This is a genomic window from Candidatus Eisenbacteria bacterium (assembly GCA_016867495.1).
Lineage (GTDB): Bacteria > Eisenbacteria > RBG-16-71-46 > CAIMUX01 > VGJL01 > VGJL01.
In genome coordinates this window covers 1-14,341 of the sequence record VGJL01000058.1, presented here as the reverse complement: position 1 = coordinate 14,341, position 14,341 = coordinate 1, and the positions used below count along the sequence as shown (strand labels likewise).

General features: G+C 68.5%; 12 protein-coding genes. 1 reads left to right on the top strand and 11 read right to left on the bottom strand.

Annotated elements, in window-relative coordinates:
• Window positions 1-1,696, top strand: a 1,696-nt coding sequence (locus FJY88_07270; GenBank protein MBM3287135.1) for a hypothetical protein, incomplete at its 5' end; no start/stop codon positions are given.
• Window positions 1,697-1,742: 46 nt separating this feature from the next.
• Here FJY88_07270 and FJY88_07265 read toward each other — a convergent pair.
• The 11 genes from FJY88_07265 to FJY88_07215 form a co-directional block, all read right to left on the bottom strand.
• Window positions 1,743-3,092, bottom strand: coding sequence for a DNA polymerase IV (locus FJY88_07265; protein ID MBM3287134.1), 1,350 nt, complete (start codon window positions 3,090-3,092; stop codon window positions 1,743-1,745).
• Between the two features lie 133 nt (window positions 3,093-3,225).
• Entirely contained in the window at window positions 3,226-3,537 is a 312-nt protein-coding gene (locus FJY88_07260) for a DUF167 domain-containing protein (protein ID MBM3287133.1), read from the bottom strand.
• Window positions 3,538-3,551: 14 nt separating this feature from the next.
• Entirely contained in the window at window positions 3,552-3,806 is a 255-nt protein-coding gene (locus tag FJY88_07255; GenBank protein ID MBM3287132.1) for a hypothetical protein, read from the bottom strand.
• A 47-nt stretch (window positions 3,807-3,853) separates the two neighbouring features.
• Window positions 3,854-4,513, bottom strand: coding sequence for a repressor LexA (lexA, locus tag FJY88_07250; protein MBM3287131.1), 660 nt, complete (start codon window positions 4,511-4,513; stop codon window positions 3,854-3,856).
• A gap of 71 nt (window positions 4,514-4,584) precedes the next feature.
• On the bottom strand, window positions 4,585-5,481 hold the full coding sequence (gene lipA / locus FJY88_07245; GenBank protein ID MBM3287130.1) for a lipoyl synthase: 897 nt from the start codon (window positions 5,479-5,481) through the stop codon (window positions 4,585-4,587).
• A gap of 4 nt (window positions 5,482-5,485) precedes the next feature.
• A complete protein-coding gene (locus FJY88_07240) occupies window positions 5,486-6,994 on the bottom strand; it encodes a 2-oxo acid dehydrogenase subunit E2 (GenBank protein MBM3287129.1) in 1,509 nt (502 codons plus the stop codon).
• 26 nt (window positions 6,995-7,020) lie between these two features.
• On the bottom strand, window positions 7,021-9,021 hold the full coding sequence (locus FJY88_07235; protein MBM3287128.1) for a tungsten formylmethanofuran dehydrogenase: 2,001 nt from the start codon (window positions 9,019-9,021) through the stop codon (window positions 7,021-7,023).
• 71 nt (window positions 9,022-9,092) lie between these two features.
• Window positions 9,093-9,845 carry a lipoyl(octanoyl) transferase LipB gene (lipB, locus tag FJY88_07230; GenBank protein ID MBM3287127.1) on the bottom strand — a complete coding sequence of 251 codons (753 nt, stop codon included), beginning with the start codon at window positions 9,843-9,845 and terminating at the stop codon, window positions 9,093-9,095.
• A complete protein-coding gene (lpdA, locus tag FJY88_07225) occupies window positions 9,817-11,211 on the bottom strand; it encodes a dihydrolipoyl dehydrogenase (protein MBM3287126.1) in 1,395 nt (464 codons plus the stop codon). Before lpdA ends, lipB begins: the two co-directional genes overlap by 29 nt.
• 280 nt (window positions 11,212-11,491) lie before the next feature.
• Window positions 11,492-12,436 carry a GAF domain-containing protein gene (locus FJY88_07220; GenBank protein ID MBM3287125.1) on the bottom strand — a complete coding sequence of 315 codons (945 nt, stop codon included), beginning with the start codon at window positions 12,434-12,436 and terminating at the stop codon, window positions 11,492-11,494.
• 201 nt (window positions 12,437-12,637) lie between these two features.
• Window positions 12,638-14,341, bottom strand: a 1,704-nt coding sequence (locus FJY88_07215; protein MBM3287124.1) for a T9SS type A sorting domain-containing protein, incomplete at its 5' end; no start/stop codon positions are given.

Below are 14,341 nucleotides of genomic sequence, written 5' to 3'. Positions count from 1 at the left end.
CACCTGCAAGTCATGGGCGCACGCCTGGCTGAACGAGGGCTTCGCGACATATCTCGAGGCTCTTTGGATGGAGGAGGACCTCGGCCGGGAGGAGTTCGACTATGAGATCCTCCAGTTCGCGGCCGCTTACATGGCCGAGCCCTACCGGCGCGCCATCGTTTCGAATCGATACGCCTACCCGTCCGACCTCTTCGACATGCACCTCTACCCAAAAGCCGGATGGGTCCTTCACATGCTCCGCCGGCGCCTCGGCGACGCGATCTTCTGGAAGGCGATCAGGCTCTACGTGAAGCGCCACGCCAACGGCTGCGTCGAGACGATCGATCTGATCCGAGCCTTCGAGGATGCTTCAGGGAAGAATCTCGCCTCGTTCTTCGACCAGTGGATCATGAGCCCCGGCCATGCCGAGATCGAAGGATCGATCGCCTGGGAAGAGAACGAGAAGAGGATCCGCGCCAGCCTGAAGCAGGTGCAGAAGACCGATGGCGGAGCGCCGATCTTCGCCGTACCGATCCGCATCGAGTGCCTCGTGGAGGATGGAAGCCTCCGCGCCGAGACCTTCGAGATGACCGCCCAGGAGCAGTCCTTCTACCTGCGCGTCGAAGGCAAGCCGGTCACGGTCGCCCTCGATCCGGAACTTGCGGTCCTCGCCACATGGAAGGTCACGCGCCCAGCCGAGTGGCCGGAGGCGAGCCTCGTCGGCCCGCGTCGCGACGGCCGCGTGGGGGCGCGCGTCCACGCCGTCCGGCAGCTCGCCGAACGACCCTCGTACAAGGACGAGTCGGTTCTCGGGCGGGTCCTCATGGAAGACCCCTTCTGGGGGGTTCAGGCGGAGGCCGCGCGCGCCCTGGCGGCCGCCCGCTCGCCGCACGCCCTGGAGATCCTTCTCGGGGCCGTCGATCTGCCGCACCCGAAGGCTCGTCGCGCGGTCGTGGAGGCTCTCGGCGACTTCCGCGCAGCCTCCGCGGCAGAGGCCCTCGCAGCGATCGTTCGAAAGGGCGATGCCAGCTACTTCGTCGAGGCGGCCGCGGCCAGCGCCCTGGGCAGAACCCGCCATCCGGGAGCTGCGCCCGTCCTTCGCGCAGCGATGCGCCGCCAGTCATGGCATGACATCCTGGCTCTTCATGCGGCGCGGGGCCTCGCCGCGGCGCGCGAGGAGGAGGCCGTCGACGACATCCTCTCCCTTGCGTCGGACCGGCGCCGCTACTGGTCCTGCCGCGTGGGGGCGATGTCAGCCCTGGCCGATCTCGGCGCCGCGCGTCCCCTCTTGGCCCCGAGAATCGCCGAGGAGCTCTCCCGCTTCCTGGAGGATCGCTCCTATCTCGTTTTCACGCGCGTGACGAACGCCCTGGTCTCCCTGGGCCACGACTCCGGCATCGCCGCTCTGCGCCGCGCCGCCGCCGCGACGACCGATCCACGGCTGGTGAATCACTACCTCATGGCCGCGGACGATCTGGCGGGACAGAAGAAGCGCGGAGAGGACGTGGAGAGGCTCCGGGGCGACATGGAGAAGCTGCAGGGGGAAGCGAAGGAGATGCGCGAAAAGATCGAGCGGCTGGAGGAGCGGTCGAAGGGTCTGCCCGCGACGCCTTCCCCCGACAAGACTCCCGGCCGAGCAAGGAAGAGAGCTTCGACCCGCCCCAGCGCGGGAAAGGGCCGCCCCTCGGGCCTTCGCAAGAGAGAAGGGCGATCTTAGGGAGAGGGGATCGTCAAGGCTCTCTGCGCCGCCGGCCGGGCTTGCGCTAGCGCGTGAGGCTCGGCGTGCGCAGGACGAATCCGTGCGCGTCGCGCTCGAGCTTCCCGAGCAGATGGAGGCTCGCCCCTCCCATGACGGCCGCGAATCCGAACCGGTCGCGCACCCTGTCCAGGCCCGCTTCCAGGTCGGCCTGCCGCACGCTCCCCCTTCCGTCCAGAAGGTCGAGTTGCTCGGCGGCCGCGCGCCCGAAGCCTCCGATCTCGACGCCGATGTTCCGGACCGCCGAGCGCCGCGTGAAGAGTCCGTCAAACAGCGCTTCCGCGCGGCCGTAGACCTGCTTGTCAACGGCGGTCGGTGATGGAAAGGAGGAGCGCTTGGCGCACACCTCTCCGCCCGCGTAGCGGAGGTGAACGGCCACCGTCCGGCACGCGAGCCCCAGACGGCGCATCTCGCCACCCGCGCGAGCCGCCAAGTAGTGGAGCATCGCCCGCATCTCGCGCCGGTCGATCGTGGGCTGGTGGAAGGATGTCTCCCGCCGGATCGATCCGGGGATCTCGCGCGCGCTCACGACCCGCGTGTCACGCCCCCAGGCCCGCTCCCAGATGGCGCGCCCCATCGATGGCCCGAAGAGACCGCGCAGCGCCTGCTCCGGCAGCTCCCGCAGCTGCCCGACCGTGCGGACGTTGAGCCGCCAGAGAGTCGGACCGATCGCGTGCCCCACTCCGGGCAGATCGCCGATCGCCCGCGAGAGGACGAAGGCCTCCTCCAGCCCGGGGGCGAGGAGTCCCACGCCGTCGGGCTTGACCGTCTTCGTGACCATCTTGGCGGACATCCGGTTTGTGGCGACGCCGACCGAGACGGCGAGGCCGGTCGCGCGCCGGATCTCGGCGCGCAGGCGGGTCGCCGCATCGATGTAGCTTCCCTGCGCGCCCTCGCTGCCCGAGAGATCGAGGTAGGCCTCGTCCAGGAAAGTCTCCATCGCCGGCGCATAGCGGGCGGCGATGTCGAAGACCCGCTCCGCGTAGCAGCGGTAGATCTGCGCGCGCCCATCGAGGACGACAGCCTCGGGGCAGCGGAGGCGAGCCTCCCGGAGCGACATGCCGGCCCCGCAGCCGCGGCGGCGCGCCTCATAGGAGCAGGAAGCGATCACGCCGGTCCCGACGATGACGGGGCGGCCCGCCAGCCGCGGGTTGCGCAACTGCTCGATCGAGGCGAAGAAGGCGTCAATGTCCAGATGCAGGATCGCCGGATGCGGATCCCACGGATGCGGAGGCGCCCGGCGCGTGCGGGAGTCGCCCGGGCGGTGAACGAGGGGCTGAGGGACGCTGGACGGGGTCGTCGTGCAAGACGCCGGCGATCGATCAGGCGTGTCGGGCCGGGGGGCGCGCGGTTTCATCCTCTCTCCTCCTCAGAGCGGGAGAATACCGAACGCATGTTCGTGTGTCAACTCCACTCGTCCAGGCAGGAGCGCGGCGGCTCGCGCCTCACGGCGCGAGCCTTCGGAGCCCGCCATCGGGAGGGGTCTGGCGTCAGACCGGGTGCCGCCCGAGCCGTTCCCGGCAGAGGGAGGCGCTCAGCCCAGCGATCCTCACCCCTTTCTCCCTCGATCCGAGGCCGGAGCGGATCTCGATGCTCGCCACGCTCACCCCCAGGATGGATGCCAGCAGGCCCCGAACGGCGTCGTTCGCCCTCCCCTTTTCCGGCGCCTCCGCAACCGACACCTTGAGCGATCCCCCGTGGACCCCGATGACGCGCGTCTCGCGCGCGCCCGGGCGGACCCGGACCCGCAGGCCGCACCCTCCGGGCACCGTCTCGATCGCAAGAGCCTCGGCACCGTCCATCGATCAAGCTCCCCCTACCCCTCGAACATCACGTACTCGAGCCGCCAGGTGAGATCGCCCGTGTCGAAGCAGAGTTGATAGAGATCTCCCGTGTCCGCGGTGACCGAGAAGTAGCAGAGACGATGGCGACCGCGGCTATCCTGCCAGCGCGTGTTCACGTTATGGATCTTGCGGACTTCCGCGCCGCGCCGAAACAGGAGCGGGGTGATCGCCCCGCCGTGGAAGTCGGCTCGGACCTTGACGGCCTCGTCGATCGATTCCCAGCGCATCGGAGCATCCGGCTGGACGGCGGGCGTTCCCGTGCCCCCGGCAGGAATCAATACCTGCGCAGGATCGCGAGGACCTTCCCGGCGAGACGGAAGTTTCTGTCGTCGCTCGGAAAGCGCATCGGCGCATATCGCGGATTGGAGGAATGCAGCTCGATCCAGTCACGCTGCCTGTGGTAGCGCTTCACCGTCGCCTCCTGCTCATCGCCTACGTAGGCGACGACGAGCTCCCCCTGGGCGACCTGGTCCGTCGGCCGGACGACCGCGACGTCCCCCTCGCGGATCCCCTCGTCGATCATGCTGTCCCCGACGACGCGCACGGCGAAGGTTCCCTCGCCCCCCAGCCGATCCCAGCGGATGTGGTCCTCGATATTCTCCACAGCCGTGATCGGACTGCCCGCCGCCACGCGGCCGACGATCGGGATCCCCTGATCGAAACGAAGGGACTCGGCCGGGGCGAAGTATCGCCCCTGTCTCGTCAAGACCCCCTTCGCGGCCAAGGCCTCGAGATGCTGGCTCACCGTCGCGGGCGATGTGAGGCCGAAATGCGCGCCGATTTCCCGGTAGGAGGGGAAGCGGCCATCCTGCGCGATCGACCGAAGGATGTAATCGAGGATTTCCCTCTGGCGATGGGTAAGCGCTCTCACACCTCTACCTCCATGGGATTCAGGGGCCGGGCAGGAAGCCGCCTGCGTCGGGGGGGACAGCAGTGGGCCGGCTCTCCCACCCGGTCCCGAGAATCGCCTACAGGGAAGAGATTACCGAACGCCTGTTCGCACTGTCAAGCTTTTTCTTCACGATCGGGGGCCAGGAGTGAGATCGCGCGCTCTGCGCGGAAGGAGGAACGCACCAGCGGTCCGCTCTCCACATGCCGGAAACCGAGCGCCAGCCCCCGCTCTTCGTAGCGGGCGAACTCCTCGGGAACGACCCAGCGACTGACCGGAAGATGCTCCGGCGTCGGCTGGAGGTACTGCCCGATCGTCACGATGTCGCACCCCGCGGATCGAAGATCCCGGAAGACCTCGAGGACTTCCTCCTCCGTCTCCCCGATGCCGACCATGAGGCTCGACTTCGTGAGAAGACCGCGGCTCCCCGCCCTGGCCAGGACCCAGAGGGATCGTTTGTAACGTGCCTGCGGCCTCACGCTCCGGTAGAGGCGAGGCACCGTCTCGACGTTGTGATTCAGGATCTCGGGCCGCTCGTCGAGAACGACATCGAGCGCCTCCCGCGATCCCATGAAGTCCGGGATCAAGACCTCGACGGTGACCCGCGGGCACCTCTTCCGGATGGCCCGGATCGTCGCGGCGAAGAGTCCCGCGCCTCCATCGGGAAGCTCGTCGCGGTTGACGGAGGTCACGACGGCATGGCGGATCCCCATCGCGGCCACCGCTTCCGCCACCCGAGCAGGCTCCTCGAGATCAAGGAGACCCGACCTGCCGGTCTTGACGGCGCAGAACCGGCATCCGCGGGTGCAGATATCGCCGAGGATCATGAAGGTCGCCGTTCCCGCCCCCCAGCAGTCGCCGATGTTGGGGCATCGCGCGCTCTCGCAGACCGTGTGAAGCCGCTGCTTCCCAACGATGCCGCGCGTCTCGGCGTATGCCCCGGCTTGAGGAAGCCGCACACGAAGCCACGGCGGGCGCCGCCCGCGCTCCACGGCGCGCTCTCCCGGCATCATCGCCTCATGAGGGGAGGTCCATCGACTCCAGATGGTGGACGTAGCGCTCCACGAACGCGCCTCCCATCGCTCCGTCCACGAGCCTGTGATCGTAGGAGAGGGACACGTACATCATGTCGCGGATCGCGACGGCGTCGTCTCGAACAACGGCGCGCTTCTGAACCGCGCCGATCCCGAGAATCGCGACTTGAGGCTGGGCGATGATCGGGATGCCGAAGAGCGTGCCGACCATCCCCATGTTGGTGATCGTGAAGGTCCCGCCCGTCACTTCCTCCGGGTTGAGCCCCTTGCCCCGCGCGCGGCCTGCGAGATCGTTCACCGCCCGGGCGAGACCGAGCAGGTTCAGCGCGTCGGCCCGCCGAATCACGGGAACGATGAGGCCGTGGTCCGTGGCGACGGCGATTCCGATGTTGATGAAACGCTTCACCAGGATCGCGCTCCCCTCGATCGACGCGTTCACGAAGGGGAACTCCCGCAGAGTGCGCACGGCGGCCAGAACGAAGAAGGGAGTGAGCGTGAGTTTGAAACCCTCCTGCCGCTCGAATCCCTCCTTGACCGCGTCCCGATAGCGGACGATCCGCGTCATCTCGGCCTCGCCGACCGAGGCGACATGCGGCGACGTGGCCTTGGAGCGCACCATGTGGTCCGCGATCTTCTGCCGGATGTGGTCCATCGGGTAGAGATCGATCGGCCCCTCGGGGGTCGTCCTGGTCTCACTCGGTTTCGCCGGAAACGGGGCTGGGGGCGGCGCCGGCCCCTTGCGGGGCGAGCCCGGCGCGGCGAGAGCCTGCGGCTTGGGCATCCCGTCGGTTGAAGCACCGTCGCGCGCCGGCGCGGCTGCGGCCGGCGCCCGCGCCGTCCCGCGATCCTCGGGCGCGCGCGTCCCGCGCGCCGCGTCGCCGCCTGCTCCGCGGCTCTCGAGATAGGCGAGCAGATCGTCTCTGGTCAACCGGCCGCCCCGTCCCGAGCCCGGTATCGCGGCGAGCACGTCGGGGCCGATCCCCTCCGTGTGCGCGATGGAGCGAACGGCCGGCGAGAGGAACCTCCCCTCAGGCGCCCCTACGGGCGCCGCTGCGCCGTCAGCCTCGTTTCCGCCCGGAGGAGGCGCGGGCTTGCTCCCCGCGATCTCGCCCCCCGCGCTCGCTTCCCGCTCCCCGATCGCCGGTCTCGCGCCCGCGGTCTCAGCCGGCGCGCGCCTCTCGCAGGCGGCCGGCGGGGACGGCCGCGCGCGGCCCCCTTCGGCCGGGCTCTTGGAGTCCGGCCTCTTCGCCGCCTCCTCCGTCTCGATCTCCGCGACCACCTGGCCGACGGGGACCGTCTCTCCTTCCTGCGCGAGCAGCGCCACGATCGTCCCGCGCGCCGGTGACGGGATCTCCGAGTCGACCTTGTCCGTCGAGATTTCGAGGATGTTCTCGTCGCGCTCGACGCTCTCCCCCTCCCGCTTGAGCCACCGGAGGATCGTCCCCTCCGTGATGCTCTCTCCCATCTGCGGCATGACCATCTCGACTTTCATCGATCCACGTCCTCCTCCGCTCTGCGTCAGTATGACGCGAGCTCCTCGAGCCCTCTCAGGATGTCCGATTCCTGCGGAAGGACAGCCGCCTCGAGCGGCGGGCTGTAGGGGACCGGGCTATCGCCTCCCCCGATCCGCATCGGCGGGGCGTCGAGCGCCTCGAAGGCCTCCCGCGCGATCACGGCCGCCACCTCCGCCCCGAAGCCGGCCGTCAGCACATCCTCGTGCGCGATCAGAACGCGGCCGGTCTTGGCGACGCTCTCGAGAACGGCCTCGCGATCCCACGGGATGATCGTGCGCAGATCGAGGACCTCGACCGAGACCCCGCGGGCCTGCATCTTCGCGGCGGCGTCGAGCGATCGCTTGACCAAGGCTCCATAGGTCACCACCGTGACGTCGCTCCCCTCGCGCGCGACGCGGGCCCGCCCGAAGGGAAGAAGGAAGGAGTCGTCCGGCTCGGGGCTCGAGGCGTAGATCTGCCGGTAGAGCCCCTTGTGTTCGAGGAAGAGGACCGGGTCCTCGCCCCGGATCGCGCTCTTGAGGAGCCCCTTCGCGTCGGCGGCGTTCGATGGGTAGACGATGTAGAGACCGGGGAAGTGCGCGAAGGTCGCCTCGATGTTCTGACTGTGGCAGAGACCGCCGTGGATGTACCCCCCCACGGGGACCCGCACGACCACAGGCGAGCTCCAGCCGTTGGCGGAGCGGTAGCGCATCGTGGCCAGCTCGTTGCGGATCTGGTTCATCGCGGGCCAGATGTAGTCGCCGAACTGGATCTCCACGACGGGGCGGAATCCCCTGGAGGCAAGGCCGACCGCCGTCCCGATGATGCTCGACTCGGCGAGCGGCGAGTTGAAGACCCTCTCGCGCCCGAAGCGAACCGAGAGCCCGGTCGTGGCGGTGAAGACCCCGCCCTTGTGGTCCTCGACGTCCTCCCCATAAACGACGATCCTGGGATTGCGCGCCATCTCTTCCACCAGCGCGTGATTGATCGCGTCCACGAGCACGATCGGCTCACCCTTCGCCGCCGGCGTCAAGGAGGCCCCTGGAGGGGGAAGATAGACGTCGTCCCTCCAGACCCCGCTTGTCGCGGTCGCCGGATCCGGGTCGGGGCGGCCGGCGGCGTGGTCGGCCGCCGCATCGACGGTCCGCCGGATCTCGTCCCGCAGGGCCTCCGCGTCCTCCGCGCTCACGCCCCCGGCGGCGAGGAGCAGCGATTCCAGCCTGGGGATCGGGTCGCGCGCCTTCTGGGCCTCAAGATCTTCCCTCGAACGGTACTTCGCTTGGTTGTCGCTCGAGGAATGGGGAAGCAACCGCACGACGTCCGCGACGACGACGGCGGGGCCCTCCCCCCTTCGGCATCCCGCCACCGCCTCGCGCATGATGTCGTACGACGCCGCGAAGTCGGTCCCGTCGACCTGATAGCGCCTCAGATTCACATATCCCGCGCAGAGATCATGGACCGTAGTCGTCGTCTGCTGTGAGATGTGGACGCTAATCGCATACTTGTTGTCCTGGATGCAGAAGAGGACGGGGAGCTTCTCGCGGCTCGCCCAGTTCAAGGCCTCGTGGAAGTCGCCCTGGCTCGTCGTCCCCTCGCCCGAGGAGACGTAGGTGACCTCGTCGGTCCCTTCCAGCTTCGACCCGAGGGCGCAGCCGACCGCTTGGAGATACTGCGTGCCAGTCGGGCTCGACTGCGAGACGATCCGCAGGTGCGGCATGCTGTAGTGGGACGGCATCTGGCGGGCGCCGCTCATGGGGTCCTCGGCCTTTCCCAGGAAGGAGAGGAACACCTCCTCCGGAGTCATGCCGAGCCCGATGCAGAAGGCCAGGTCGCGGTAGTAGGGATAGGCCCAGTCGCCCCCGGGCCGAAGAGCGGATGCCGCCGCGATCTGCACAGCTTCGTGCCCCGAGGCTCCGATGTGGAAGAAGCTCTTCCCCTGCTTCAGGAGAATCATCATCTTCTCGTCCATGCGCCGGGTCAGGAGCATTTGCCGATAGGCGGCCTTGAGCAGGGCGGTCTCGGGCATGGCGGGCGCCCCCGGCGCCCCTGCGCCCTTCGCCTGCCGCCGGCCGGCCTTCGCGCCCGCGCGGGGGTTCATCACGATCGCATTCCCTCCATGGTCGGGGTCCTCTTCCAGATGAGCGCCAGCTCCTCCACGGTCGCGGCGGCCACATCCTCCACCGCGATCTCCCGCCCCAGCTCCGACTCCATGGTGATCATCCTGCACCCGTTGATTCCACACGGGACAATGAGATCAAAGGGGCGAAGGTCGGTCGAGACGTTGAGCGCGAAACCGTGCATCGTCACCCAGTGGCTCGCCTTCAAGCCGATCGAGGCGATCTTCGCTTCGCCGACCCAGACTCCCGTCCTGCCGGCGCAGCGGGTCCCAACGATCCCGAAACGCGCAAGAACGCGGATGATCCCCTCCTCGATCTCGCGCAGGAATCGGTGGACGTCCTGATGGAGCGTCTTGAGGTCGACGATCGGGTATCCGATCAGCTGCCCGGGGCCGTGGTAGGTGATGTCGCCGCCCCGATCGGACCAGACCAGATCGATCCCGCGCGCGCGGAGCAGGTCCTGCGGAACGACGAGGTTCGCCGCCCGCCCGTTGCGGCCGATGGTCACGACCGGCCGGTGTTCCAGCAGGATCAGGGTGTCGGGAGCGCTTCCCCGAACCCGCTCCGCGTGGATTTCTCTCTGCAGCGCCCATGCCTCCTCGTAGGGGTGGAAGCCGGCGAGCCTCAGAATCCGAAGCGGCGGCCGCGCCCGAGCGGTCGACACCGGCGCGACGGCGCTCGCGGCCCCGGCGCCGGTCTCCCGATCAGATGTTGATCGCCTCGCCAAGGGCATTGGCAGTCGCCTCCGCTATGGTCTCGGTGACGGTCGGGTGGGCATGGATCGCGTCGAGGAGGGCCTCGGCCGTCACCTCCCCGGCCAGGGCCAGCGAGGCCTCGCCGATCGCTTCGGTCACCGACGCCCCGATCATGTGGACCCCGAGGATCTCGCCGTATCTCGCGCCCACGATGACTTTTGCGAAACCCTCCGTCTCGCCCGCCGCCACGGCCTTGCCGCAGGCCCGCATCGGGAACCGGCCAACCTTGATCTCGTAGCCGCGTTCGCGGGCCGCCTTCTCGGTGAGGCCGACGCTCGCCACTTGCGGGTGGCAGTAGGTGCAGCCCGGGACCTTCCGCTGATCGATCCCCGGCCGATCGTGCCCCGCCATCGTCTCCACGGCGACGATCCCCTCCGCCGCGGCGACGTGCGCAAGCCAGGGAGGACCGACCACATCGCCGATCGCCCAGATCCCGGGAGTCGAGGTCTTCATGCGGGCGTCAACCTGGATCGCTCCCCGCTCGTGATGGACTCCGGCCTGCTCGAGCCCCAGATCCTCCACATTTCCCTGCACGCCGACGGCGACCAGGGCGAGATCGGCCTCCACCGTCTCCTCACCCTTCGGTCCCGCGAGGGTGGCCCGCACGCCCTCCCCTTCCCTGCGGAGGGCCGCGACCTTGGTGGAGAGGCGAATCGCGATCCCCTTCTTGGAGAAGGAGCGCTCCAGCTCCTTTCCGATCTCCTCGTCCTCGATGGGGAGAAGATGGCTCAGCATCTCGACCAGGGTCACCTTGGTGCCGAAGGAGGAGAAGAAGTAGGCGAACTCCACGCCGATCGCTCCCGCCCCGACGATGAGCAGACGCGACGGGCGCTCCTTCCGCACCATCGCGTCGGCAGCGGAGACGATCCGTTCGCGGTCGAAGGGAATCCCGGGCAGGGGCCGCGCCCTGGCTCCGGTGGCGATGAGGACCTGCTTCGCCGCGACGCGAGTCCCCTCCACGAGGACTTCCCCCTGCGCTCCTCCGAGGCGCGCCCGACCGGAGAGGATCTCGATCCCGTTCTTCTTCATCAGGAAAGCGACGCCCTTGTTCATCCGATCTGCCGCGTTGCGGCTGCGGCGGATGATCGCTCCCCAATCAAACGAGATCCCCTCGGCGGCCAGCCCGAAGTCGGAGGCGCGCCGCATCTCGTGGTGGCGCTCCGCCGAGGTGAGGAGGGCCTTGGTCGGGATGCATCCCCAGTTGAGGCAAACGCCGCCCAGCTCGGCCCGCTCGGCGATGGCCACGCTCATCCCCAGCTGCGCCGCCCGGATCGCGGCCGTGTAGCCGCCCGGGCCGGAGCCGATCACGACGAGATCCCAGCGCTTCTCCTTCACCTCGGCCATCGCGCCCCCTCCTCACGCCTCGACCTGGTCAAGGCGGCGGCTTCTTTCCCGCCTGAGACAAAGATGAACTCGGGATTGTAGCAACCCCCCTGCGGCCGGGCAACCGGTTCGCCTCACGGTTCGCCTCACGGCGAGCATGAGACCGGGAGCCGCCTCATCGAGCGACGAAAGGAGGGGGCGTCCTGGCGCAGTCAGGGAGCTTCAGCGGGCCGATGGGAGAGGTCGCCGGGCGCCTGTCAGCAGGGTCCGGGGCTGCTCGCTCTTCGAGGAAGGACGGGGCTCAGGCGGCCCGGCTTCGTCTCTCGCCCTCCCGCACCTGAAGAGCGGCGTCGAGGCGCTGGATGGTCTGGCGCATCCAGTCGGTCTGCTCCGCGTGACGACAGCAGGTTCCTGCTGTCTCCGCGAAGACCTGGAGGGCTTGCAGATCCTCGTCGGTGTAGACGGTGCCGGCGGCGCTGCTGCTCACGCTCAGGACCCCAACCAGCTCCCCGCGCAGGCTGAAGGGAACGACCATCGCCGCGACAGGCAGCGTCCCGGGGGCGCGCTTCTCGCCCCCCAGCAACCCCATGTCGCGGGACAGGAGGAACGGCTTGCGCCTCTCCACCACCCACCCGATGATGCCGCTCCCCAGCGGCTGAGGCGTGGCCAGTTCCTTGGCGCCGCGGTCCTCTCCGCTGACGGAACAGACCTCCAGGGCTTGCGTCTGTCCGTTGAGGAGCATGAGCGACGACTGCTGGCACTCGAAGGTCTCCATGCAGGTGCGGGTGATCGTGTCGAAGACCTCCTTGGGCTTGGTCGAGACGCTGAGGACGCGGCTCACGTTCAAGAGTGCGACGAGCCGGTCATAGTAGCGTCGGATGCGCTGGGACGACTCTTGATTGGACTTGAGCAGCTCGAGGCGCAACCCGACGACCTGGCGTTGCTGCTGCGTGAGATAGCCTGCGAAGAGGAGGATCGCCAGCGAGAGACCCGCGAGGAGGATCAGGTCGGTGTTGGCCCACGGCCACAAGGCGCGAACGCGCCCGCCGAGCAGGGTTACGATGGCCGTGGCCAGCCCGACGGTCGTGAGGACGGCCACTCCGATGAAGAGGAACCAGTTCCTCCAGCTCCTCCGGTCGAGGCTCCTCGCCTCGAGAAGGCTCTCGTGCTCGCCCGGCGCCGCGCCAGTCTCTCTGTCGATCCGTTCCATGATCACCTCGTCTGGGGACAGACCCGTCCCCGACATGCCGCTACCGCTCTATCGGCCTCTTCCGACCCGCGATTTAGGGAAATGGGCCGCCGGCCGGGCCGCTGCCGAGTCGGCCGCCCGCGCGGGTCGAGCCGGATGCCCGAGCCCAAGGGGCAAACGCGGCGCGGGAGGCGGAGGATGCCTCGCGGCCCCTCCCCCTCCCGTGCATGGAAGGTCTTCTTCGGCGGAAGGCTCGCGCTACTTCTGGAGCACGACCTTACGGCTTGCCGAGAATCCCGGCGTCAGGATTCGCACGTAGTAGATTCCCGCCGCAAGCTCCCTGCCGGAGGCGTCGCGGCCATCCCACGTCACGCTGTGGGGACCTCCTTGGAAGGAGCCGGCGGCCAGCGTGCGCACGAGGCGCCCTCCGGTATCGTGAATCTTCAGGGTCACGCTCGCCGGAGCGGGGATCTCGAAGCCAAGCTCCGTCGCGGAGTCGAATGGATTCGGCCGGCCGGGGAACAGAGCGAATCGCGGCCCGCCCGCCATCGCGGACGACTCCGGGGCATCGGTCGCGTAGTCGACCATGACCATGAACTCGTCGACCGCCGCCTCCACGAGCGAGCCGTCGTTGAGATCGCTTGCGACGAAGCGGAACTTGACCGTCTCGGGCGTCGTCCCGAAGAGGACGTTCAGATCGACCTCGATCGGGGTCCAGATGGCCGCGGAGACGTTCGTGTTCTCGACATTGGCCCAGCTCGCGCCGCCGTCGTTCGAGGCATCGACGACCCAGTAGTCTGTCCCCGGCGTCGCCCCCTGGTCGTTCGAGTACCAGCGGTAGTAGATCGCCTTGGCCGTCGTCGAGCTGCTCAGGTCGTAGACGGGGCTCAGGAGGGTGGTCGTCCCTCCGTCGACATCGCTGTCGCCCAGCCCGCAGCCGGGGGCGCACTGGCCGGTGACGAAGGCGTTCACCCCGGGCGCCGGCGTCTGGTCGTCTTCGGGCTGCGCCGCCGTTCCGCGGGGATCGACCCGCTCCCAGACCCCGGTCGTCGCGTTGTCGCCCGGGGCGCCGACGGTCCAGCCGGAGATCGCCTCGAGCTCGTCGAGGATTGTGACGACGTAGTAGCGTTCCGCGCCGCGCGGGGTGGCGGGAGAGCAGTAGTTGGGCGGATGGGCGCCGCCATTGCCGAAGATGTCGCGCGCGATGATCGAGTACTCGACCGTGGATCCGACCGGGAAACTGGGGATCGTCCCGGCGAACTCGTTCGGATTGCCGGTCGGGATGAGCGCGACCGTCGAGGAGGAGCCGCCGTTCACCGCGTAGTTCCCCTTCACGGTCGCCGGGTCGATCGGCCCCACCGTGGAGGTGATCGTCGCAACCAGAGCCACCGGCAAGCCATCGAAGACCTTGTTGTGGGGCGGCGTGTGGGTGATCGTCACGACGGGCGCCGGTCCCGGCGGCGTGAACCCGTGGTTCGTCGCGGCGGGACAGAAGGCGTAGTAGTGCGGCGTCCCGTTGCTCAGGTTCCCATCGTCGTCATCCATCAAGAAGGCCGTCTGGATCTGGTCCGGCATCGACGTGGGCCGCAGGGTTCTCCTGCCCATGTGCCAGTTCATCCAGAGGATGTCGCGCGTCCCGTCGACCCCGTAGATGGGCAAGAGGATCTCGCGGGCATCCCACCAGAAGCCGGAGATGATCTGCCCGTTGAAGTGAATCTGACCCGACTGATAGTCGTCCGGATACCGAAGCGTGTTGTCCGCGTCCCTGATGCCGCTCGCGCACTGGTTCAGATAGAACCCCTCGCCGCAGATCGAGTTGCCGTCGAGAAGCAGCGCGGCGACGTCCGAGTTCCCCTCCCCCACGTCCGAGGGATTGTTCCCGTAGATCCACTGCGTCATCCCGTGCGCGTACTCGTGATAGATCACATCCCCCATCTGACCCGTGTTGCCGCATCCGCCCCC

Bases quoted from the DNA above. Each gene is read 5' to 3' on its own strand.
- FJY88_07265 (MBM3287134.1), bottom strand. From the start codon at position 3,092: ATGAAACCGCGCGCCCCCCGGCCCGACACGCCTGATCGATCGCCGGCG.
- FJY88_07260 (MBM3287133.1), bottom strand. From the start codon at position 3,537: ATGGACGGTGCCGAGGCTCTTGCGATCGAGACGGTGCCCGGAGGGTGC.
- FJY88_07255 (MBM3287132.1), bottom strand. From the start codon at position 3,806: ATGCGCTGGGAATCGATCGACGAGGCCGTCAAGGTCCGAGCCGACTTC.
- lipA (MBM3287130.1), bottom strand. From the start codon at position 5,481: ATGATGCCGGGAGAGCGCGCCGTGGAGCGCGGGCGGCGCCCGCCGTGG.
- FJY88_07240 (MBM3287129.1), bottom strand. From the start codon at position 6,994: ATGAAAGTCGAGATGGTCATGCCGCAGATGGGAGAGAGCATCACGGAG.
- FJY88_07235 (MBM3287128.1), bottom strand. From the start codon at position 9,021: ATGCCCGAGACCGCCCTGCTCAAGGCCGCCTATCGGCAAATGCTCCTG.
- lipB (MBM3287127.1), bottom strand. From the start codon at position 9,845: ATGCCCTTGGCGAGGCGATCAACATCTGATCGGGAGACCGGCGCCGGG.
- lpdA (MBM3287126.1), bottom strand. From the start codon at position 11,211: ATGGCCGAGGTGAAGGAGAAGCGCTGGGATCTCGTCGTGATCGGCTCC.
- FJY88_07220 (MBM3287125.1), bottom strand. From the start codon at position 12,436: ATGTCGGGGACGGGTCTGTCCCCAGACGAGGTGATCATGGAACGGATC.